Source organism: Pseudomonas wuhanensis (genome assembly GCF_030687395.1).
Classification (GTDB): Bacteria; Pseudomonadota; Gammaproteobacteria; order Pseudomonadales; family Pseudomonadaceae; genus Aquipseudomonas; species Aquipseudomonas wuhanensis.
This window is the reverse complement of record NZ_CP117430.1, coordinates 234443-255771: the sequence shown is the minus strand read 5'-3', so window position 1 is coordinate 255771 and position 21329 is coordinate 234443. Positions and strand designations below refer to the sequence as shown.

The 21329-nt window shown below is 58.9% G+C and carries 24 protein-coding genes and 1 pseudogene; 11 read left to right on the top strand and 14 right to left on the bottom strand.

Features of this window, described 5'->3' with window-relative positions; genetic code table 11:
- Positions 1–3 precede the first annotated feature (3 nt).
- Genes dapF through PSH88_RS01145 form a run of 4 tightly spaced genes read left to right on the top strand, consistent with a single transcriptional unit; the run spans position 4 to position 3179 of the window.
- Positions 4–834: a diaminopimelate epimerase gene (gene dapF / locus PSH88_RS01160; RefSeq protein ID WP_305424557.1), complete on the top strand. Its 831-nt coding sequence runs from the start codon at positions 4–6 to the stop codon at positions 832–834.
- A 13-nt stretch (positions 835–847) separates the two neighbouring features.
- On the top strand, positions 848–1573 hold the full coding sequence (locus PSH88_RS01155; RefSeq protein WP_305424556.1) for a DUF484 family protein: 726 nt from the start codon (positions 848–850) through the stop codon (positions 1571–1573).
- Between the two features lie 2 nt (positions 1574–1575).
- Positions 1576–2475, top strand: a complete 900-nt coding sequence (gene xerC / locus PSH88_RS01150; protein WP_007942372.1) for a tyrosine recombinase XerC — start codon at positions 1576–1578, stop codon at positions 2473–2475.
- Complete coding sequence (locus PSH88_RS01145; protein WP_305424555.1) at positions 2472–3179, top strand: HAD family hydrolase; 708 nt, start codon at positions 2472–2474, stop codon at positions 3177–3179. Before xerC ends, PSH88_RS01145 begins: the two co-directional genes overlap by 4 nt.
- A 199-nt stretch (positions 3180–3378) precedes the next feature.
- Here the strand turns inward: PSH88_RS01145 and sutA are convergent, their stop codons facing one another.
- The 4 genes from sutA to glnK all read right to left on the bottom strand — a co-directional run bounded on the left by sutA (position 3379) and on the right by glnK (position 6158).
- Complete coding sequence (gene sutA, locus PSH88_RS01140) at positions 3379–3702, bottom strand: transcriptional regulator SutA (protein ID WP_030129119.1); 324 nt, start codon at positions 3700–3702, stop codon at positions 3379–3381.
- Positions 3703–3806: 104 nt separating this feature from the next.
- Positions 3807–4232 carry a secondary thiamine-phosphate synthase enzyme YjbQ gene (locus tag PSH88_RS01135; protein ID WP_007989493.1) on the bottom strand — a complete coding sequence of 142 codons (426 nt, stop codon included), beginning with the start codon at positions 4230–4232 and terminating at the stop codon, positions 3807–3809.
- 214 nt (positions 4233–4446) lie between these two features.
- Positions 4447–5784 carry an ammonium transporter gene (locus PSH88_RS01130; RefSeq protein WP_030129121.1) on the bottom strand — a complete coding sequence of 446 codons (1338 nt, stop codon included), beginning with the start codon at positions 5782–5784 and terminating at the stop codon, positions 4447–4449.
- Between the two features lie 35 nt (positions 5785–5819).
- The gene (glnK, locus tag PSH88_RS01125) at positions 5820–6158 is read right to left on the bottom strand and encodes a P-II family nitrogen regulator (RefSeq protein WP_002555808.1); all 339 of its coding nucleotides are present in this window, start codon (positions 6156–6158) and stop codon (positions 5820–5822) included.
- Between the two features lie 418 nt (positions 6159–6576).
- On the opposite strand from glnK, the gene PSH88_RS01120 reads away from it, so the two are divergent.
- Together PSH88_RS01120 and PSH88_RS01115 are read left to right on the top strand one after the other, a co-directional pair.
- The gene (locus tag PSH88_RS01120) at positions 6577–6843 is read left to right on the top strand and encodes an accessory factor UbiK family protein (RefSeq protein WP_007894783.1); all 267 of its coding nucleotides are present in this window, start codon (positions 6577–6579) and stop codon (positions 6841–6843) included.
- A gap of 483 nt (positions 6844–7326) precedes the next feature.
- Positions 7327–7848 carry a BRO-N domain-containing protein gene (locus PSH88_RS01115; RefSeq protein ID WP_305424554.1) on the top strand — a complete coding sequence of 174 codons (522 nt, stop codon included), beginning with the start codon at positions 7327–7329 and terminating at the stop codon, positions 7846–7848.
- A gap of 11 nt (positions 7849–7859) precedes the next feature.
- Here PSH88_RS01115 and PSH88_RS01110 read toward each other — a convergent pair whose 3' ends face one another.
- Entirely contained in the window at positions 7860–8123 is a 264-nt protein-coding gene (locus tag PSH88_RS01110; protein ID WP_305424553.1) for a HigA family addiction module antitoxin, read from the bottom strand.
- A gap of 344 nt (positions 8124–8467) precedes the next feature.
- On the opposite strand from PSH88_RS01110, the gene PSH88_RS01105 reads away from it, so the two are divergent.
- The gene (locus PSH88_RS01105; protein WP_305424552.1) at positions 8468–9961 is read left to right on the top strand and encodes a YifB family Mg chelatase-like AAA ATPase; all 1494 of its coding nucleotides are present in this window, start codon (positions 8468–8470) and stop codon (positions 9959–9961) included.
- Positions 9962–9967: 6 nt separating this feature from the next.
- Here PSH88_RS01105 and PSH88_RS01100 read toward each other — a convergent pair whose 3' ends face one another.
- Positions 9968–11182 carry an aldose 1-epimerase family protein gene (locus PSH88_RS01100; protein ID WP_305424551.1) on the bottom strand — a complete coding sequence of 405 codons (1215 nt, stop codon included), beginning with the start codon at positions 11180–11182 and terminating at the stop codon, positions 9968–9970.
- A 385-nt stretch (positions 11183–11567) separates the two neighbouring features.
- Here PSH88_RS01100 and PSH88_RS01095 point away from each other — a divergent pair, with 385 nt between their 5' ends.
- Positions 11568–12497, top strand: coding sequence for a transposase (locus PSH88_RS01095; RefSeq protein WP_305421584.1), 930 nt, complete (start codon positions 11568–11570; stop codon positions 12495–12497).
- Positions 12498–12660: 163 nt separating this feature from the next.
- Here PSH88_RS01095 and PSH88_RS01090 read toward each other — a convergent pair whose 3' ends face one another.
- The 6 genes and pseudogenes from PSH88_RS01090 to coaBC form a co-directional block, all read right to left on the bottom strand.
- Positions 12661–12918, bottom strand: coding sequence for a zinc ribbon-containing protein (locus tag PSH88_RS01090; protein ID WP_305424550.1), 258 nt, complete (start codon positions 12916–12918; stop codon positions 12661–12663).
- 195 nt (positions 12919–13113) lie between these two features.
- Positions 13114–14019, bottom strand: coding sequence for an acetylglutamate kinase (gene argB / locus PSH88_RS01085; RefSeq protein WP_007894690.1), 906 nt, complete (start codon positions 14017–14019; stop codon positions 13114–13116).
- 25 nt (positions 14020–14044) lie between these two features.
- Positions 14045–15421, bottom strand: a pseudogene (locus PSH88_RS01080) (phosphomannomutase/phosphoglucomutase); the annotation flags it as partial.
- A 17-nt stretch (positions 15422–15438) separates the two neighbouring features.
- Complete coding sequence (locus PSH88_RS01075; protein WP_305424549.1) at positions 15439–15639, bottom strand: hypothetical protein; 201 nt, start codon at positions 15637–15639, stop codon at positions 15439–15441.
- A gap of 65 nt (positions 15640–15704) precedes the next feature.
- Positions 15705–16160, bottom strand: a complete 456-nt coding sequence (dut, locus tag PSH88_RS01070; RefSeq protein WP_007894692.1) for a dUTP diphosphatase — start codon at positions 16158–16160, stop codon at positions 15705–15707.
- A gap of 5 nt (positions 16161–16165) precedes the next feature.
- Positions 16166–17374, bottom strand: a complete 1209-nt coding sequence (gene coaBC, locus PSH88_RS01065) for a bifunctional phosphopantothenoylcysteine decarboxylase/phosphopantothenate--cysteine ligase CoaBC (protein WP_305427080.1) — start codon at positions 17372–17374, stop codon at positions 16166–16168.
- A gap of 136 nt (positions 17375–17510) precedes the next feature.
- On the opposite strand from coaBC, the gene radC reads away from it, so the two are divergent.
- Positions 17511–18185 carry a RadC family protein gene (gene radC / locus PSH88_RS01060; RefSeq protein ID WP_305424548.1) on the top strand — a complete coding sequence of 225 codons (675 nt, stop codon included), beginning with the start codon at positions 17511–17513 and terminating at the stop codon, positions 18183–18185.
- Positions 18186–18323: 138 nt separating this feature from the next.
- On the opposite strand, the gene PSH88_RS01055 is transcribed toward radC, so the two are convergent.
- Positions 18324–19910 (bottom strand): ABC transporter substrate-binding protein, encoded by a 1587-nt coding sequence (locus tag PSH88_RS01055; protein ID WP_305424547.1) that lies wholly within the window; start codon positions 19908–19910, stop codon positions 18324–18326.
- Between the two features lie 445 nt (positions 19911–20355).
- Here PSH88_RS01055 and rpmB point away from each other — a divergent pair, with 445 nt between their 5' ends.
- Both rpmB and rpmG read left to right on the top strand, forming a co-directional pair.
- Complete coding sequence (gene rpmB / locus PSH88_RS01050) at positions 20356–20589, top strand: 50S ribosomal protein L28 (protein ID WP_007894701.1); 234 nt, start codon at positions 20356–20358, stop codon at positions 20587–20589.
- Positions 20590–20600: 11 nt separating this feature from the next.
- Positions 20601–20756 carry a 50S ribosomal protein L33 gene (rpmG, locus tag PSH88_RS01045; RefSeq protein WP_007894709.1) on the top strand — a complete coding sequence of 52 codons (156 nt, stop codon included), beginning with the start codon at positions 20601–20603 and terminating at the stop codon, positions 20754–20756.
- A 188-nt stretch (positions 20757–20944) separates the two neighbouring features.
- Here rpmG and PSH88_RS01040 read toward each other — a convergent pair whose 3' ends face one another.
- Positions 20945–21307, bottom strand: coding sequence for a cupin domain-containing protein (locus tag PSH88_RS01040; protein ID WP_038980750.1), 363 nt, complete (start codon positions 21305–21307; stop codon positions 20945–20947).
- Positions 21308–21329: the final 22 nt, after the last annotated feature.

Genomic DNA, 21329 nt, shown 5'->3' with positions numbered 1-21329 from the left:
CCCATGCTGCTGCGTTTTACCAAGATGCACGGCCTGGGCAACGACTTCATGGTTCTCGACCTGGTCAGCCAGCACGCGCACATCCTGCCCAAGCATGCCAAGCAGTGGGGCGATCGGCACACCGGCATCGGGTTCGACCAGTTGCTGATCGTCGAGGCGCCCAGCAACCCGGATGTGGATTTCCGCTATCGGATCTTCAACGCCGACGGCTCCGAGGTGGAACAGTGCGGCAACGGTGCGCGCTGCTTCGCCCGCTTCGTGCTCGACAAGCGCCTGACCGCCAAGCGGCAGATTCGCGTCGAGACTAAAAGCGGCATCATCGAACTGGACGTGCGCAACGATGGCCAGATCAGCGTCAACATGGGCGCCCCACGCCTGGTCCCGGCCGAGATTCCGTTCGAAGCGCCGAGCCAGGCCCTGAGCTATCAGGTCGACGTCGACGGCACCATGGTCGAACTGGCTGCGGTGTCCATGGGCAACCCCCATGCCGTGTTGCGGGTCAGCGACATCAACAAAGCACCGGTGCATGAACTGGGGCCGAAAATCGAACATCACCCGCGCTTCCCGGCACGGGTCAATGTCGGTTTTCTCCAGGTCATCGACCGGAACCGCGCGCAGTTGCGCGTCTGGGAACGTGGCGCCGGAGAAACCCAGGCCTGCGGTACCGGCGCTTGCGCAGCTGCAGTGGCTGCGATCAGCCAGGGGTGGATGGATTCGCCGCTATTGATCGACCTGCCCGGCGGGCGTCTGTCCATTGAATGGGCAGGCCCTGGCCAACCGGTCATGATGACCGGCCCGGCAGTGCGCGTATACGAAGGACAAGTGCGTCTTTGAGTGAGCCAAATCCATGACCGACAAGCCCCAGGTTCCCGCCCTACAGCCCGACGAATCCCCTTCCGAAAGCCTTGAGGCGGCGGCGATTGCCGCGTACCTGGAGGCTCATCCGGATTTCTTCATCGAGCATGAAGAACTGCTCCCGGCCCTGCGCATTCCGCACCAGCGCGGCGACACCATTTCGCTGGTCGAACGCCAGATGACGATTCTGCGCGACCGCAACATCGAGTTGCGTCATCGCCTCTCGCATTTGATGGACGTGGCCCGGGACAACGATCGACTCTTCGACAAGACCCGCCGCCTGATCCTCACGCTGATGGACGCCACCAGCCTGGAAGATGTGGTGATCAGCGTTGAAGACAGTCTTCGCCAGGATTTCCAGGTGCCCTTCGTCAGCCTGATCCTGCTGGGCGACAACCCGATGCCGGTAGGCCGCTGGGTGACGCATGCCGACGCGCAAACGGCCATCGGCGGCTTGCTCTCGGAAGATAAAAGCGTCAGCGGCAGCCTGCGGGAACACGAACTGGACTTCCTGTTCGGCGAAGAACAGCGCAAGCAGATCGGCTCCACCGCCGTCGTCGCCATCAGCTACCAGGGCATCCATGGTGTTCTGGCCATCGCCAGCCGCGATCCGCAGCACTACAAGAGCTCGGTGGGCACGCTGTTTTTGAGTTACATCGCCGAAGTCATGGGCCGCGTGCTGCCACGGGTCAATAACTCCCTGCGCTCGGTACGCTGATCGTGGAACGACAACTGGACGCTTACTGCGAACACCTGCGCAGTGAGCGACAGGTGTCGCCGCACACGCTGTACGCCTACCGCCGCGACCTCGACAAAGTGCTGGGCTGGTGCGTCAAACAGAACATCGACAGCTGGGCCGCGCTGGACATCCAGCGCCTGCGCAGCCTGATCGCTCGCCTGCATTCCCAGGGTCAATCGTCCCGCAGCCTGGCGCGGCTGTTGTCGGCAGTGCGCGGGCTCTATCATTATCTGAACCGCGAAGGTCTGTGCGACCACGACCCGGCCAATGGCCTGGCACCGCCCAAGGGTGAGCGCCGCCTGCCGAAAACCCTCGACACTGACCGCGCGCTGCAACTGCTTGAAGGCGCCGTGGAGGATGATTTTCTGGCGCGTCGGGACCAGGCGATTCTGGAACTGTTCTACTCCTCCGGCCTGCGGCTTTCTGAATTGACGGGGCTCAATCTTGATCAGCTGGATCTGGCTGACGGTATGGTTCAGGTGCTAGGTAAGGGCAGTAAAACCCGCCTGTTGCCGGTCGGTAAAAAGGCTCGCGAAGCGCTGGAGTTGTGGCTGCCGCTACGAGCCATGACCAACCCGGCGGACGACGCGGTGTTTGTCAGCCAGCAAGGCCGGCGCCTCGGCCCTCGGGCGATTCAGGTACGGGTCAAGGCCGCCGGCGAGCGCGAACTAGGGCAGAACCTGCACCCACATATGTTGCGACACTCCTTCGCCAGCCATTTGCTGGAGTCCTCCCAGGACTTGCGGGCGGTACAGGAACTGCTCGGCCACTCGGACATCAAGACCACCCAGATCTACACCCACCTGGACTTCCAGCACCTGGCGACGGTCTACGACAGTGCCCATCCACGGGCCAAACGCATTAAAGGCGATGATTCATGACCATCCAATTGATCACCTTCGACCTCGACGACACCCTGTGGAACACCGCACCAGTGATCGCCAGCGCCGAAGCCATATTGCGTGAATGGCTGACCGAGCATGCGCCGAGCCTGGGCGCGGTGCCGGTGGAGCATTTGTGGTCGATTCGCGAGCGGGTATTGAGCAACGAACCGAGCCTCAAGCACCGCATCAGCGCCCTGCGGCGGCGGGTGTTGTTCCATGCGCTGGAAGAAGCCGGTTACGGATATACCGTAGCTTGCGACTTGGCCGATCAGGGTTTCGAAGTGTTTCTGCATGCGCGGCATCAGATCGAAGTGTTTCCTGAAGTTGAGCCGACGCTGGAGACGCTGGCCAAGCATTACGCCTTAGGCGTGGTTACCAACGGCAATGCCGATGTGCGTCGGCTGGGGCTGGCGGACTACTTCAAGTTTGCCCTGTGCGCCGAAGACATCGGTATCGCCAAGCCCGATGCGCGACTGTTTCATGAAGCACTGCAGCGTGGCGGCGCAACCGCCGAAACAGCGGTGCATATCGGCGATCATCCTGGCGATGACATTGCCGGTGCCCAGCAGGCGGGGTTGCGGGCAATCTGGTTTAACCCGGCAGGCAAGGTGTGGGAAGCCGAGAAGGCGCCGGATGCCGAGATTCGTAGCCTGAAGGAATTGCCGGGGTTGTTGGCGCGGTGGAATTCGGCTTCCGCCTGACACATAACCTGTGGGAGCGGCGGTGCGACGATTCGACTTGCCCGCGATAGCGGCGTGTCAGGCGACATCAATTTCGAATGTGACGCCCCCATCGCGGGCAAGCCCGCTCCCACAGGGATCAGGGCGGACTTTGAATTTATGCGCCCATGAAAAAGCCCGCAGCGACGGCGGGCTTGTTCAGCAAGCAAGAAGCAGGCGCTTAGATAGGCCGGCTGCCGTACTTGTTATCAGGCTTCTTGGGAGGATCGGCGACCACATTGGCCTCCACTTCCTGCACCTTGCCGCCCCGTGCCAGAAACTCTTCCATGGCCTTGGCCAGGGCGTCGCGTTCCTTGTTCTTGGCTTCGACGCTCGGCAGCTCATCGACCGACACCGCAGCCTTGGCCTTGCCTTTGGCAGTCGGAACGGGCGTATCACCGCCGTCATCTTCAGCGACGTCTTCTGCCGCCGCTTCCAGGCCTTCTTCGGTTTCGTCTTCGTCGCCTACTTCGAGGTCGTCGTTTTCCAGATCATCGTCGCTCATGTTCTACCTCATGACTTGCGAAAAGCAGATTAGTTATAGCCCAGCTTTGCCGTCTGTCGACGGCTGCCGGAAAAAAATCAACCACCGCTGGTAACCAGCGGTTTTCATGCCCCTTCACCGTGCACGGTGGCGAGGACTTTACGGGCACCGCCGTGATCACGGTGCTCGCCCAGATAAACACCTTGCCAGGTCCCCAACGCCAGTCGGCCTGCCGAGATCGGCAAACTGAGCTGACAGCCAAGTACGCTGGCCTTGAAGTGCGCCGGGAGGTCGTCCAGGCCTTCGTCGTTATGCTCATAGCCGTCTGTTCCTTGTGGGATCAGACGATTGAAAAATCGTTCGAAGTCGCGACGTACCGCCGGATCGGCGTTCTCGTTGATGGTCAACGACGCCGAGGTATGCTGTAGCCACAAATGCAACAGACCGACTCGACACGCCTTGAGTTCAGGCAAGCCGGCGAGTAATTCGTCCGTTACCAGATGAAAGCCTCGGGGCCGTGCTCGCAGGGTAATCAGAGTCTGTTGCCACATACAGTTCTCCGCACGTTCGGGGCGCATTCTAGCGCGCTCTGGAAAAAAACAAAGGCCCTAATAATCCTTCAATCGTGTAAGCCATTGGCCGCAGAAAAACGCCCGTCGTAAACGCGACCGAACGTGTAAGAAAAAACCTTTCAGCCCTTCCTTCACTGACAAATCCCGGACAAAAAAATGCCCGGCAAGCCGGGCAAATTTTTCATGCGCGTGCTTACAAGTTGTAGCCGCGTTCGTTGTGAAGCGCCAGATCGATGCCGACAGCTTCTTCTTCCTCGGTCACACGCAGCCCCATGACAGCGTCCAGGACCTTGAGGATGATGAACGTGACGATCGCGGTGTAGATCACCGTGAAGCCCACGCCTTTGCACTGAATCCAGACTTGTGCACCAATGTCGGTGACGGTACCGAAGCCACCGAGGGCCGGTGCCGCGAACACACCGGTCAGGATCGCACCGAGGATACCGCCGATGCCATGCACGCCGAAGGCATCCAGGGAGTCGTCATAACCGAGTTTGCGTTTCAGGGTGGTTGCGCAGAAGAAGCACACCACGCCCGCCGCCAAACCGATCACCAGAGCGCCCATCGGGCCCACGGTGCCTGCCGCCGGAGTGATTGCAACCAGACCGGCCACAACACCCGACGCGATACCCAGTGCGCTTGGTTTGCCGTGGGTGATCCACTCGGCAAACATCCAGCCCAGCGCCGCAGCAGCGGTGGCGATCTGGGTGACCAGCATCGCCATGCCGGCAGTGCCGTTAGCGGCGGCAGCGGAACCGGCGTTGAAGCCGAACCAGCCAATCCACAGCATCGCGGCGCCCATCAAGGTGTAGCCGAGGTTGTGTGGGGCCATCGGGGTGGTCGGGAAGCCTTTACGCTTGCCCAATACCAGGCAGGCAATCAGACCGGCCACACCGGCGTTGATGTGCACCACGGTGCCGCCGGCGAAGTCGAGCACGCCCCAGTCCCACATCAGGCCGCCGTTGCCGGACCAGACCATGTGCGCAATCGGTGCGTAAACCAGGGTGAACCAGATGCCCATGAAGATCAGCATGGCGGAGAACTTCATCCGCTCGGCGAAAGCACCGACGATCAACGCTGGGGTGATGATGGCGAAAGTCATCTGGAAGGTAATGAAGACCGCCTCGGGGAACAGCGCCGCGGGACCGGTCAGGCTCGAAGGCGTGACACCGGCGAGGAACGCCTTGCCCATGCCGCCAAAGAACGAGTTGAAGTTGACGACGCCCTGCTCCATGCCGGTGGTGTCGAACGCAATGCTGTAGCCATAAATGACCCACAGAATGCTGATCAGACCGGTAATGGCGAAGCACTGCATCATCACGGAAAGAATGTTTTTCGAGCGAACCATGCCGCCGTAGAACAGCGCGAGACCGGGAATGGTCATGAACAGCACAAGGGCTGTCGAGGTCATCATCCAGGCGGTATCGCCGGAATTGAGGACTGGGGCCGCCACTTCGTCTGCCGCCATGGCCAGGCCGGGCATTACGAGGGACAACAGGGCTCCTAGCCCTGCGATTTTACGCAGAGTCATATTGTTTTCTCCTGGGGCGTTGGGTTTGTGGCGGCTTAGATTGCGTCGGTATCGGTTTCGCCGGTACGGATGCGAATCGCCTGTTCCAGATTGACCACGAAGATCTTGCCGTCACCGATCTTGCCGGTGTTGGCGGCCTTGGTTATCGCCTCGATAACCCGGTCCAGATCCTTGTCGTCAATGGCGACATCGATCTTCACCTTGGGCAGAAAATCGACCACGTACTCCGCGCCGCGATACAGCTCGGTGTGACCCTTCTGCCGACCGAAGCCTTTGACCTCAGTAACGGTAATGCCCTGCACGCCGATCTCGGACAGCGACTCGCGCACGTCGTCCAGTTTGAACGGCTTGATGATGGCAGTGACTAGCTTCATGAAAACTCTCTCCCGAATTGGTGGACTTGCCCCAGGAAAACAAACCCGACTCAAGTCTAAGCGCAGTGCCTGGCTTTGTAACGCATCGTCGGCCTTACCTGCCCGTCCGACGCCAGCGAACCACTCCGCACGAAACTTCCCCCGTTCCGCTTGGCGCACTGCATTCGTCACAGCGACTGCATCAGTGCATGGGTCACCAGCGACTAAGCAGAAAGCTTGCCATCTATCCAAAACCCATTGATTTCAAGCCCTTGGCCGCTACCGCAGGCCGTTCCAGCCGATTGACGCAACGGTTACGCACAACAACAGTGCGCAGCCGCCCATCCACATGCGCGAAAAGCGTGCATCCGTTGCCGCCGAGATTGACTATAGACACTGCGTGGTACACTGCCCGCCATTGTTGACAGGAACATTTCCCATGCTCGCGCCCAAAGACTTCCTCGACGCCCTGAGCGGCACCGCCTCCCGCCTCTTCAGCGGCGACACCCCACTGCCGAAAAGCGAAATCGAAAGCCAGTTCAAGGCTCTGTTGCAGAGCGGCTTCAGCAAGCTGGACCTGGTGAGCCGGGAAGAGTTTGATAGCCAGATGGTCGTACTGGCACGGACCCGGGCTCGGTTGGAGAGCCTTGAAGCGAAAGTGGCGGAGCTTGAAGCGAAGCTCAACCCACCTGCTGACGCCGAGTAAGCTGATCATTCCCGCGCTCTGCGTGGGAATGCCGCCAGGGACGCTCCGCGTTCCGCTCCAGATGTGACGCAGAGCGTCACGGGATGCATTCCCACGCAGAGCGTGGGAACGATCATTCAATGTTTTCTGTAGGAGCTGCCGAAGGCTGCGATCTTTTGATCTTAAGCCCCGCAAACATCCCAGCAACTTCCTACAAAGAACACCACCGCCGTCCGATTGCGTCGTAAGGCCTCCAGTTTCTATGCTCATCCCCAGCTGAATGTTCAGCTCTGGGTTTGGCGACCTGGAAGACCCCGACGCACCGCGACCACATTCGACCGAGGAATTTGTTCCCATCTCGAATTATGGCGGCTATGCGTGGGAGACCTTCGGGTCTGCCGGTTTTCGGGCGTCACCGGTTCGCCAACCCGCGCATGGCTGCCACCTTTTTCGTTTGGCGACGATCAGAGGCAGTTTTCTTCATTTGATCCCGAGAACTGCACCATGGACGAAAACTATCTAATCCCCCACATCTTCACCCGCCACAAACTCCACCTCCACGCCCGCCTCCTGGAAAACCAGCCCTGGTTCAGCGCCCGCGACCTCGGCCGATTGCTAAGGCTTTTCCTCGACGAACGAGCGTTACGAAAACTCGACCCCGACCAACACCAGTCCGTGCGAATGCTCATCCACGGCACAGTAGAGAACACACTGCTGATCAGCGAATCCGGCGTCTACGCGTTACTGATCTACCACTACTGCCCCGAATACCGAGGCCTGCGCGAATGGCTGACCCACGATGTCGTGCCAGCCCTCAGAGACGCCCAGCAACCCACCTCAACAGAGCGCCCGATCCTGAGTTTGCTGAACTGGCCGGAGATGTCATTGAGTTTGCTGCACTGGAATAACCAGCCGTGGATTCGGTTGCAGGATGTTCCGCAACTGCTGCCAAATGAGAAACGACCGCGAGGTAGGGTCAATGCGCCGTGGTGGAAGCGTGCTTCGCGGGTGCTGCAGTCTTTTTAAGCTCCCGAAGCTCAACCACGCTCGATTTCGGTTCTGCGCTGATCGTAGGCCGATTGCAGGTTTAGCCAGAACTCGGGGGTGGTTTTCAGGCAGAGCGAGAGCTTCTTTGCGAGCTCAGGACTGATACCACCCTCCTGCATCACAAGAGCTCTCACATCACCCGCGACCTCATTCAACGACCTAGCCAAAGCATCCGCTGTAATACCCAGCGGCTCAAGAAACTCCTTTTCAAGGATTTCGCCAGGATGAATCGGCCGCATTCCAGAATTGCTCATATCCCCTCCTGAGGGCTTGATCAGCTTTGATCATAAGCAGCCACCCCGATCCGACAAGAGCGTCCAAGCTCTTTCACCGAAGTCCTTCATCTATTCAGGCCCGGTCCTACAAAGAAATCTAGCTCCTCTGTTGATTACGCCCAAATACCAGCCGCGACGTGACCTTTGTAGCAGCCTTCGGCAGCTGCTACAGATCGCGTTACGGCTTAACTGACTGGAATCAGCTTGCCCCCCAGCAACATCCTGCGAAAGTTTGGTTACTCCGCCGCCACGCTAAATCATCTGCCCACGACTACCCTTCAAAAACCGCAGGAAGCGGTTCCCTGTCAGCTCAAGGAACGACCATGTCCCTCTCCATCGTCCACAGCCGCGCCCAGGTTGGCGTGGAAGCGCCCGCCGTTACCGTAGAAGTGCATCTGGCCAACGGCTTGCCGTCACTGACGATGGTCGGTTTGCCCGAAGCCGCCGTGAAGGAAAGCAAGGACCGAGTACGCAGCGCGATCATCAATTCGGGGCTGCAATTTCCGGCGCGGCGTATCACCTTGAATCTCGCTCCCGCCGATCTGCCGAAGGACGGCGGGCGATTCGATCTGGCGATTGCCTTGGGGATTCTGTCGGCCAGTGTGCAAGTGCCAACGTTGACGCTGGATGACGTGGAGTGCCTGGGAGAGCTGGCGTTGTCGGGCGCTGTGCGGGCGGTTCGGGGTGTGTTGCCGGCGGCGCTGGCTGCGCGCAAGGCCGGGCGCACGCTGGTGGTGCCGCGGGCGAATGCCGAGGAGGCCTGCCTGGCTTCGGGGTTGAAAGTGATTGCAGTGGATCACTTGCTGGAGGCGGTCGCGCATTTCAATGGCCATACGCCCATCGCACCCTACGCTTCCAATGGTTTGCTCTACGCCAGCAAACCCTATCCCGACTTGAACGAAGTGCAGGGGCAAATCGCGGCCAAGCGCGCGTTGCTGATTGCAGCGGCAGGAGCTCATAACTTGCTGTTCAGTGGGCCACCAGGGACGGGGAAAACGTTGTTGGCGAGTCGTCTGCCGGGACTGTTACCGCCATTGGCCGAGAGTGAAGCGCTGGAAGTTGCGGCGATTCAATCTGTCGCCAGTTGCGTGCCATTGAGTCATTGGCCGCAGCGCCCTTTCCGACAGCCACACCACTCCGCTTCAGGCCCGGCACTGGTGGGCGGTGGTTCAAAACCGCAACCCGGCGAAATCACCCTCGCCCACCATGGCGTGTTGTTCCTCGATGAACTCCCGGAATTTGATCGCAAGGTATTGGAGGTATTGAGAGAGCCACTGGAATCCGGCCACATCGTGATCTCCCGCGCCAAGGACCGGGTACGCTTCCCGGCGCGCTTTCAACTGGTCGCCGCGATGAATCCCTGCCCCTGTGGATATCTTGGCGAGCCCAGTGGTAAATGCAGTTGTACACCGGACATGGTCCAGCGTTACCGCAACAAACTGTCGGGGCCCCTGCTGGACCGCATCGATCTGCACCTGACGGTTGCTCGCGAAGCCACGGCGTTAAATCCTGCGCTGAAACCCGGCGACGATACTGCCACCGCCGCCGAGTTGGTTGCCGATGCCCGAGAACGGCAGCAAAAGCGCCAAGGCTGTGCCAACGCATTCCTCGACTTACCGGGCCTGCGCAGGCACTGCAAGTTATCCACAGTTGACGAAACCTGGCTGGAAACGGCGTGTGAGCGGCTGACTTTGTCGCTGCGAGCGGCCCATCGACTGCTCAAAGTAGCGCGCACTCTGGCGGACCTTGAGCAAGTCGATGGCATCACCCGTGAACACTTGGCCGAGGCGCTGCAATATCGGCCGACAACACTCTAGTCAGCGTCAGCCCTTGGTGAGATCAACCAACGGCGTCTGCCGCACCTCGGTCTCCCGCCCACCCTGGATCTCGCTCACCTGCTTCAACGCCTTATCCACAGCCGCTTTATCCGACAACAAGCTATAGCTGATGCGGAACTGCTTCTGTTCCTTCGGCGCAATCGTCGGCACCAGGTTCAGTGGCCGCTGATACCGGCGGTTGTAGGAAAAGCTCGTCCCCGGCTCCAGCCCCGTGACATAGCCCTGCCCTTGGGTATCGGTGTTTTTCCACAGGGAGAACACGGGCAGTGTTTGAGTATTGAAGCCGACCGAAACCCCCAGGCTGCCGGCCTTGTTATGCAACACGGTCAACGTATCGCCCTTGGCATCGGCATAGGGCACCACGTTGTAAACCGTTTCGTCGTAGTCCTTGGTCGGTGCACGGTAGGTTTGCCAGTCGGGCAGATCGCCCTTGGCCTTGTCGTTGAACGGCGACACCTGTTTCACCGGCGCGACGAAGCGGGCGCCCTGCTCGAGGAACGGTGTACTGAAGTTGCTGTGATACAGCGCCTGGTATTCCTTCGGGTAGTCGCCGTTGTTGGTCAGGGTATCGTTGAGGGCGAACGCGACGCTGCCGGGTTCGGTGACCAGTTCGGTTGCGACGGAGAAGTCGACTTTCTTGAACGCCTGCTCTTTCAGCTCGCCGCGCAGGGTGATGGCGTACGGCGGTTTTTCGTCGATGTGCAGGGTGACTTTGTTCGCAGGGATATTAGCGGCGCGACCGTGCAGGGTCAGCAGTTCGCCGTTGTCGATGCCGGGGTGGCCGACCCATTCGTAGCCGCAGCGGGTGACCAATTCATTGAAGCCTTCCAGCCAGCCCAAACCACCACGACCGTTGAGTTCGATGAAGGACGGGTTGACCACTTCCTTGACCGGTGAATCCCAGCCCATGCGTACATTGCCTACCGAAGCTTGCAGCACGTTCATGCCGCGAGTCGGCACCACCGAGAGTTTCATCGTGCCGTTATCGATGTCGACGATACTCACGCCTTCCTGCCGACCGCCGTGCAAGGTGCGCAGGGTCACACTGAAGGGTTTATCGGTTTTTACCCCGAGTTGCTGGCTGGTGATTTGCCAGTTCTGGACGGCTTTGTCGGTATCGAGCAGGACGTAGTCCCAAGCCATGGCTTGGGAGGCAGCGGACAGTGCGCTGAGAGCAACAAAGAGTTTGAGCGGGGTCATGGCAGCAGCCTTTCTTGGAGTTGTGCCAATTTTATAAACTTGAAGAAACGTTTCAGCAAGCATAAAAATCAAGACACTGGTGCTAAATGCCAAGGAAAACCACTAGAGAGGAATTGATCCGCAGATTTGGGACAAATCCTGAATTGGGTCGATCCCTTCGCGAGCAAGCCCGCTTGTGTCTTGCGCAGGACTTAGACTGAAGATGAGAGCGGTGAGTGGCAAGCTGAACGCCCGGAGTGCTAGCAGCACGTGTGGGAGCCCATGCTGCCATTCACCTCTCCACTCTGGTTATTGAGCCCGAACAGTTGAACGAGCCGACCTCGAACATTACAAGCGTGGAGCCCAACCAGAGCGCTCTCATTTATGAGTGTAAGAGGGTTTAGCCATGTTTTCCTGCGCAGGCATTGATGTTTCCAAAGACAGTCTGGAAGTCTGGATTAATTCGCAAGGCATTGGTGCGAGTTTTCCGAACAGCGCCAGTGGTTTCCCGGTGCTGATTGATTGGTTAAAAGGCTTCGAAGTCACCCGCGTGTTACTGGAAGCCACCGGTGGCTACGAGCGGGGGCCCATGAAGGTGCTTCAAAGGGGCGGCTTTGACGTCTTACGAATCAATCCTCGTCGGGCGAAAGATTTTGCCAAGGCAATGGGTTATCGCGCTAAAACAGACGCGATAGATGCGCGGCTTCTCGCCGAATTTGCAACGATTATAAAGGACGCCGATAGCCGTATCACCAGCGCCGAACAGGACAATTTGCGTGCGCTGGTACAGCAACGCGAAAACTTTGTTCAGCAGCAAAGTGACGACAGGCGGCGTATCAAAACGGCTTCTGTCGACTCGATAAAACCCTTGTTGCAAAGCCATATCGACTATTTAGATCAGGCAATAAAGTCGATAGAACAGCTGATCTGCCAAAGCGCCAAAGACCTGGACAGTGAAAAAATTGCCCGCTTGCGCTCGGTTAAGGGACTAGGGCTCGTGACCGCAGCCAGCATCATGGCCTACCTGCCTGAGCTGGGAGAGGTTGGACGGCACGAGATCGCAGCACTGGCAGGGATCGCCCCTTACAACGACGACAGCGGCAACCACGAAGGGCCTCGTCATATAAGCGGTGGCCGATTTGCCGTGCGACGTGCGATGTACATGGCCAGTTGGGCTGTGATTTTGCGACAACCCGAGTTCAAAGCCCGATATGACGCGCTTCGCCTGAGAGGTAAATGCGCGAAAGTGGCGCTGATCGCCTGCATGCGGGTGTTGTTGATAAGGCTGAACGCGATGATCCGTGACCAAACTGAGTGGAGAGAGCAGGCAGCCTAAACAGACTGCTTGCTCATTTGGGAAATCACATGGTTTGAGACTGTGGAAGTTCGGCTGCCCTTTGATCAAACTTCAAAATAAAAGACATCAAGACAGTTGCTCCCACAGGTTCAGCATCGTGGCTGACCAGCATTACCTGCTCAGCCTGACTTATCCTTTAGGATTATTTTTTGCTGGCGCTGCCGAATGCCTCGGCCTTTTTGATCCCGGGCTTATTGGCTTTCTCCGGGTACGGATCAACAACGGCATCGCCCAGGCCGGTAAGAATTTTCCAGCCATGACGAGTGTGTGGGGTTTTCCGGAGTTGCGGGCACGGCGGCATCGAGGTCTTGGCCTGATTCGAGTATTCGTGACCGCAATCGACACAGGCATAGGTGCCGGGTGAAACATCGCTGCCGTAAGGGACGTAATCTTTTCGCATGGTAAATCTCCTGTGGGGACAGAGAAGATCCTATGCAGATTGCTTCCTTCACGATGTCGGACGTTTCGCTCGATTAGGTCAGGCATTTCCGGCACGCATAAAAAAGATCGCAGACTTCGTCAGCTCCTACAGGGTTTTCGTACATCCGAAAATCCGTAGGTGCTGCCAAAGGCTGCGATCCTTTTAAGGTTTGAATCAGTGACGCTTGCGATTGCTGATCAAGGTGCCCACACCGGTATCGGTGAAGATTTCCAGCAGAATCGCGTTCGGTACCCGACCGTCGATGATCAACGAACTGCCCACACCGCCCTGTACTGCTTCCAGCGCGCAACGAATCTTCGGCAGCATGCCGCCGTAGATAGTGCCGTCGGCGATCAGGTCGTCGACCTGTTGAGTCGTCAGGCCGGTCAGAACCGTGCCCGACTTGTCCATCAGGCCGGCGATGTTGGTCAGCAGCATCAGCTTCTCGGCTTTCAGTGCCTCGGCCACTTTACCGGCCACCAGATCGGCGTTGATGTTGTACGACTCGCCGTTGGCGCCGACGCCGATTGGCGCGATCACCGGGATGAAATCGCCTTTGACCAGCAGGTTCAGCAGGTCGGTGTTGATCCCGACCACTTCGCCGACGTGGCCGATGTCGATGATTTCCGGCTGGGTCATTTCCGGCGTCTGCCGGGTAACAGTGAGCTTTTTCGCACGAATCAACTCAGCGTCTTTACCGGTCAGGCCGATGGCGCTGCCGCCATGACGGTTGATCAGGTTGACGATGTCCTTGTTGACCTGGCCGCCAAGAACCATTTCCACCACGTCCATGGTCTGCGCGTCAGTCACGCGCATACCATCGATGAAGTGGCTCTCGATCGACAGACGCTTGAGCAGGTCGCCGATTTGCGGGCCGCCACCGTGAACCACCACCGGATTGATGCCAACGGCTTTCATCAGCACGATGTCGCGGGCGAAGCCGGTTTTCAGCTCCTCGCTTTCCATCGCGTTGCCGCCGTATTTGATCACCAGCGTCTTGCCGACATAGCGGCGAATGTAAGGCAGCGCTTCGGACAGGACCTTGGCGGTGTTGGCGGCGGCTTCGCGTTCGAGGGTCATTCAGGGCTCCGGGTGCTTCAGAAGATCAAAACGGTAATTGGAGATCAGGTGCAACGCGTTTCAGCTGGACGTGGAACACATCCTTGATGCGCTGCAATTCAGCCTCGTCATCGGCCTCGAAGCGCAGCACCAGCACCGGTGTGGTGTTGGAGGCGCGAACCAGGCCCCAGCCTTTGGCATAGTCGACTCGCACGCCGTCAATGGTGGTCAGGTCGGCGCCTTCACCCCATTGCGCATCGTGCAATGCATCAATGATGCTGAATTTGCTCTCTTCGGTCACATGGATATTGATCTCTGGCGTAGAAATATCGTTCGGGAAGGTTGCGAACAGCTCTTCCGCGGTGGATTTTTCCTTGCTGAGGATCTCCAGCAGCCGCGCGGCGCTGTAAATACCGTCGTCGAAACCGAACCAGCGCTCCTTGAAGAAGATGTGTCCGCTCATTTCGCCGGCCAACAGGGCGCCGGATTGTTTCATTTTCTTTTTGATCAGCGAGTGACCTGTTTTCCACATCAGCGGACGACCGCCATATTCCTTGATCAGCGGGATCAGGCGGCGTGTGCATTTGACGTCGAAGATGATTTCCGCATCGGGGTTGCGTGCTACTACATCCTTGGCGAACAGCATCAGCAGGCGGTCCGGGAACACGACGCTGCCGGTGTTGGTGACCACGCCCACGCGGTCGCCATCGCCGTCGAAGGCCAGGCCCAGGTCAGCGTTGGTTTCCTTGACCTTGGCGATCAGGTCGACCAGGTTTTCCAGCTTGCCCGGGTCCGGGTGATGGTTCGGGAAGTTGCCATCGACATCGCAGAACAGCGGGATGACTTCGCAGTTCAGGGCTTCGATCAGTTGCGGGGCAATCACGCCGGCCGCGCCGTTACCGCAATCGACCACGACTTTAAGGCGGCGGGCGAGTTTGATGTCCTGGACGATTTCGGTGTTGTAGCGGTCGAGAATCTCGACCTTGGTGATGCTGCCCTTGCCGCTGCTCAGGTTGTTGGTCTTGAGGCGGTCGTGCAGGGCCTGGATCTGTTCGTTGGCCAGGGTATCGCCGGCAATAACGATCTTGAAGCCGTTGTAGTTCGACGGGTTGTGGCTGCCGGTGAGCATCACTCCGGATTTGCCGGCCAGTACGTTGGCGGCGTAGTACAGCGCTGGCGTTGGCACCAGGCCGACGTCGCTGACGTGGCAACCGCTGTCGGCAAGGCCCTGGATCAGTTGTTCCACCAGCTCCGGGCCGGAGAGGCGACCGTCACGGCCGACGGACACGTTGGGTTCGTTCTGGGCCAGGCTCTGGGAGCCGATGGCGCGACCAAGCCAATATGCTGTTTCAGCGTTCAAGAATTCCGGGACGGTGCCGCGAATGTCGTAGGCGCGGAAGATGCTGTCGGGGAACTTGGGTGCGACTTGGGCTGGGGTGCTCATCTGTAGGAATGCTCCATTTTGAAAGTGGCTGGTCCTGTCGGCGAAAAACTCGCCGGCAGGCTCAAACTGAAGGGTATGACGGTGTTTTCCACCGAGAGTTCGTGGTGTGAAAAGGCCATGCCATCAGCATCGGCGAGCAATTGGCCGGCCAATGCCTTGATTTTCAGTGGTAAACCTTCCAGATGACGTCTGTGCAATTTTCATCCTTAAAATGCAGAGGGCAGGTCAGGTCGGGCAGTGCTCCCAGCCTGAATGCCGGTGATCAGTGGCTGCCGGAATGGCCGAAACCGCCGGTGCCGCGCTGGGTTTCGACGAACTCTTCGACCATTTCAAAATGCGCTTGAACCACCGGTACCAGCACCAATTGGGCCAGGCGTTCGCCTACCACCATGTTGAAATCGGTCTGGCCACGGTTCCAGCACGACACCATCAGCGGGCCCTGGTAATCGGAGTCGATCAAACCGACCAGATTGCCCAGCACGATGCCGTGTTTATGGCCCAGGCCCGAGCGCGGCAGGATCAGCGCCGCCAAACCCGGATCGCCAATGTAGACGGACAGGCCGGTAGGGATCAGCAGGGTTTCGCCCGGCTTGATAACGGTGTCTTTTTCCAGCATGGCGCGCAGGTCGAGGCCAGCGGAGCCGGGCGTGGCGTACTGCGGCAGCGGGAATTCGGTACCGATGCGTGGGTCGAGGATCTTGGCTTGCAAAGCGTGCATGTAAATTAAACCTGGTTCAGACGATCGGCGATAAAAGTGATCAGCTGGCGAGCGATTTTGCTCTTGCTGGTCTGGGCGAAAAGCGTGGCGTGCAGCTCACGGTCGATCACGCTGCAGGCGTTTTCTTCGCTGTTGAAGCCAATGCTCGGGTTCGCGACGTCGTTGGCGACGATCAGATCGAGGTTCTTGTCTTTCAACTTGCGGGCAGCGTAATCGAGCAGGTGTTCGGTTTCGGCGGCGAAGCCGACACTGAACGGACGATCGGGACGGGTGGCGATGGTGGCCAGGATGTCCGGGTTGCGGACCATCTGTAGCAACAAGCCGTCGCCGTTCGTAGGGTCTTTCTTGAGTTTCTGTGGGGCGACGACTTCCGGACGGTAGTCTGCGACCGCAGCAGAGGCGATGAACAGGTCGCAAGGGATCGCCGCTTCGCAGGCGGCGAGCATGTCGCGGGCACTGACCACATCGATACGGGTGACGCGATCCGGGGTCGGCAGGTGCACGGGACCGGTGATCAGGGTCACGCGGGCACCGGCTTCTACCGCGGCTTCGGCCAGGGCGAAGCCCATTTTGCCGGAGCTGTGGTTGGTGATGTAACGCACCGGGTCGATGTTTTCCTGGGTCGGGCCGGCGGTGATCAGCACGTGTTTGCCGGTCAGCGCCTGGCGCTGGAAGCAGTCTGCCGCGCACTGGGCGAGGTCGGTGGCTTCGAGCATGCGGCCCATGCCGACGTCGCCGCAGGCCTGGCTGCCGGAGGCTGGGCCGAAGACCTTGAGGTCACGGCTTTCGAGGGTTTGCAGGTTGGCCTGGGTCGCCGGGTCACGCCACATGGCCTGGTTCATCGCCGGGGCAACCGCGACCACCGCGTCGGTGGCCAGCACCAGCGTGGTCAGCAGGTCGTCGGCAATGCCTTGGGCCAGGCGGGCGATCAGGTCCGCGGTGGCAGGAGCGATCAGCACCAGGTCGGCCCATTTGGCCAGCTCGATGTGGCCCATGGCGGCTTCGGCTGCCGGGTCCAGCAAATCGAGATGGACCGGATGCCCGGACAAAGCCTGCATGGTCAGCGGGGTAATGAATTCGCTGCCGCCACGGGTCATGACCACGCGCACTTCAGCGCCCTGGTCGATCAGGCGGCGAACCAGATCGGCGCTCTTGTAGGCAGCAATGCCGCCGCCGACGCCCAGAACGATGCGTTTCCGATACAGCCGCTGCATAGGTCTGCCTTTCATTTCGTTGATGACTGCTTGGCGATACCCCCTCCCCAGGGATGAATTCGCCAGCAAAAAAGATGGGCTACGATATCACAGCGACCGCTATGGAACAGCGGCGCCCACATTCCAGGGAGGTGCTATGAGTATTCGCGATTGGCCGGCGGCCGAGCGGCCACGGGAGAGGTTACTTGAGTTGGGTTCGGGGAGTCTTTCCGACGCCGAACTGCTGGCGATTTTTTTAAGAACCGGCGTATCGGGTAAAAGCGCAGTTGATCTGGCGCGACATCTGCTGACTCAGTTTGGCAGCCTGCGCTCACTGCTAGAGGCCGATCAGGCTGCGTTCAGCAGGCAATTAGGACTTGGGCCAGCGAAGTTCGCTCAGTTGCAAGCGGCACAGGAAATGGGCAGGCGGCATTTGGCCGAACGTGCACGCCAAAAATCGGCACTGGAAAATCCGCAGGCGGTCCGTGAGTACCTGAAATCGATGCTGCGCCACGAGCCTCACGAGGTATTCGGGTGTCTGTTTTTGGATTCAAAACATCAAGTGCTGACCTTTGAAGTGCTGTTTCGCGGCTCCATCGACAGCACCAGTGTCTATCCAAGACAAGTGGTTAAACGCGCTTTGGCCCACAACGCCGCAGCGTTGATCCTCTGTCACAACCATCCGTCGGGTAACTCCAGCCCCAGTCAAGCCGACCGAATGCTGACCAAGCGCCTGCAAGAGGCGCTGGACCTGATCGATGTGCGGGTGCTCGACCATTTCATCGTCGGTGACGGCGATCCGCTGTCCATGGCCGAGTATGGGTGGATGTGAGCGAGGGATACGGAGCTAAGTAAGTCCCTGTGGGAGCGGGCTTGCCCGCGATGACGTCGGCAAATTCAACATGGTTGTCGCCTGAAAGTCCGCTATCGCGGGCAAGCCCGCTCCCACAGGTTTTTTTGTCGGGTCGGATTACTTGAGGTTAACCTTCGAGTAGTCCTGCCGGCCGAACGGACTGACCTGATAGCCCTGCACATCCTTGCGCGTCAGCGCAAAGGCAGTCGGGTGAGCCAGTGGCAGCCACAACGCCTGTTGCTGGATCTGCGCCTGGGCCTGTTCGTAGAGCTTGGTGCGTACACCTTGCTCGCCAGTGGTTTTGCCGGCGCTGATCAACTTATCCAGATCCTGGTTGCAGTAGCGGGCGAAGTTGGTGCCGGATTTGACCCCCGCGCAGGAAAACTGCGGCGTGAGGAAGTTGTCCGGGTCACCGTTGTCGCCGGCCCAGCCCATGAACAACAGGTCGTGCTCGCCGGCCTTGGCGCGGCGAATCAGCTCGCCCCACTCGATTACGCGAATTTCGGCCTGGATGCCGATTTCCGCCAGATCGGACTGCAGCAATTGCGCGCCGAGGCTCGGATTGGGATTCAGCAGGCTGCCGGAGGGGCGAGTCCAGATGGTGGTCTGGAAGCCACTCTTGAGCCCGGCCTTGGCCATCAATGCCCGGGCTTTCTCGACATCATGGGGATAGCCCGACAGGTTTTTGGCGTAGCTCCAGGTATTGGGCGGGTATGGGCCGTTGGCAGGCTCGGCGGTGTCTTCGAATACGGCCTTGATGTAGTTGGCCTTGTCGAACGCCAGGTTGATCGCCTGTCGCACTTCAGGTTTATCCAGCGGCGGATGCTGGCTGTTGATGCCGACGAATGCGGTCATGAAGGCGTCAGTCTTTTCCACCTTCAGGGTCGGTTCCTGCTTCGCAGCCTGTACGTCCAGCGGTTTGGGCGACAGGGCGATCTGGCACTCGTTGCGGCGCAATTTCTGCAAGCGCACGTTGGCGTCCGGAGTGATGGCGAAGATCAGCGGGTCTACCGATGGCTTACCACGGAAGTAATCCGGGTTGGCCTTGTAGCGAATCGAGGCGTCTTTCTGGAAGCGCGTGAAGATGAACGGGCCGCTGCCGATCGGCTGGCTGTTGAGTTTCTCCGGGGTGCCGGCCTTCAACAGTTTGTCCGCGTACTCGGCCGAATAGATCGAGGCGAACCCCATGCTCAGGGTGGGCAGGAAAGTCGAGTCCGGGTGATCGAGGGTGAAGCGGATGGTAAGCGGGTCCAATGCGTCGATCTTCTTGATCAGCGCCGGTAACTGCATCGACTGGGCGTGGGGGAAGCCGCTCTGGGCGACTTTGTGCCATGGGTTCGCGGGGTCGAGCATGCGGTCAAAGCTGAACTTCACGTCTTCGGCGGTCAGGTCACGCGTCGGGTTGAAGTATTCGGTACGGTGAAATTTTACCTGCGGGTGCAATTTGAAGACGTAGGTCAGGCCGTCGGGTGTGACTTCCCAGCTGTCCGCCAGGCTGGCGACCACTTTGCCGCTGGCGGTGTCGAAGTCCACCAGGCGGTCCATCAGCACGTCGGCCGAGGCGTTGGTGGTGGTCAGCGAGTTGTATTGCACCACATCGAACCCTTCCGGGCTGGCTTCGGTGCAGACGCTCAGGGCGGCAGCCATAGCCTGTGGGCTCAGTAGAAGCGGGGCGAGCAGCAGCGGTAGGGCAGCGAGGCGCATGGTCGGATTCCTTTACAGATCGAAGGCCCATCTGCAAGTGCAGTCTGGAAAAGGCTTACCCTAGTGGGCTCTTTTGCAAATGACTATCCCCTTTTTCGTTTTAAGGGGACTATGTGCGCTTGTTTTCGGTGATGCGGGCCGAGGAAAACCCGGAATCGGTCGGTTAGCCGATTCTCTGCGACGAGCGGTCTTAATCGACGACAGCCTTTATTCAAGGCGCCCGGCGCCCGGAAAAAGGGGATTTTATCAAGTTCGCGCACACGGAATGTTGTTGCTCTTCAGTCTTTCTGGTATAAAGCAGCGCTCTTTTCTAGGGGCCCGGTTCCTTCACTGTAGGTGTAGCCGGTAAGACCTCTAAAGAAACGCGGCGCCTGGCGCCAAATGACTGAGAGATTAAGCGGCCAACCCATGCCGGGTTGGGCATGTGGTTTTAGAGGGCTGAGGCATGTCGAGAGTATGTCAAGTTACCGGTAAGGGTCCGGTGACTGGGAATAACATTTCCCACGCAAACAACAAAACCCGTCGTCGTTTCCTGCCGAACCTGCAGCATCATCGCTTCTGGGTTGAAGAAGAGAAACGTTTCGTGCGTCTGCGCGTATCTGCCAAAGGCATGCGTATCATCGACAAGCGTGGCATCACTGTCGTGCTGGCCGAAATCCGCAAAGCTGGCAAGATCTAAGGGAGCTAATCATGCGTGAATTGATTCGTTTGATTTCGAGCGCCGGTACTGGTCACTTCTACACTACCGACAAGAACAAGCGCACTACTCCGGACAAAATCGAGATCAAGAAATTTGATCCGGTTGTTCGCAAGCACGTGATCTACAAAGAAGGCAAAATCAAGTAATTGATTTTTCCCTCTTACGAAAAAGGCCCGTATCGCGAGATACGGGCCTTTTTTGTTGCCTGTGGGTTTTGTGTTGTCTGTCAGGGCTCATCGCGGGCAAGCCATGCTCCCACAGGTTTTGTGATTGACACAGATCCCTGTGGGAGCGGGCTTGCCCGCGATGGGGCCGGTTCAAACAGCGCAAGTTTTCAGGCCTTCTGTTCAAACACCACATAAATCTTGCGGCACGGCTCCAGTACTTCCCAGGTGCCTTTGAAACCGGCCGGAATCACGAAGCGATCGCCCACGCGCAGGGTCTTGGCGTTGCCATCGCCGTCGCGCAGCACTGAAACCCCCTGAACAATTTCGCAGTATTCGTGCTCGGTATAGTTCACTAGCCACTGGCCGACTTCGCCTTCCCAAACACCTGCACTCATCTGGCCGCACGGGCTGTTGTAGTGGTTGTACACCGCTTGCTCGGGGTCGCCCTTGAGGACTTTCGCCGGGTCGGGCCGATAACGATCGGGCTGGGTGTTGGCCTGGCTGAAATCGACGATGTCCTGAATGCTCATGCTGGTATTCCCCCGTGATTGC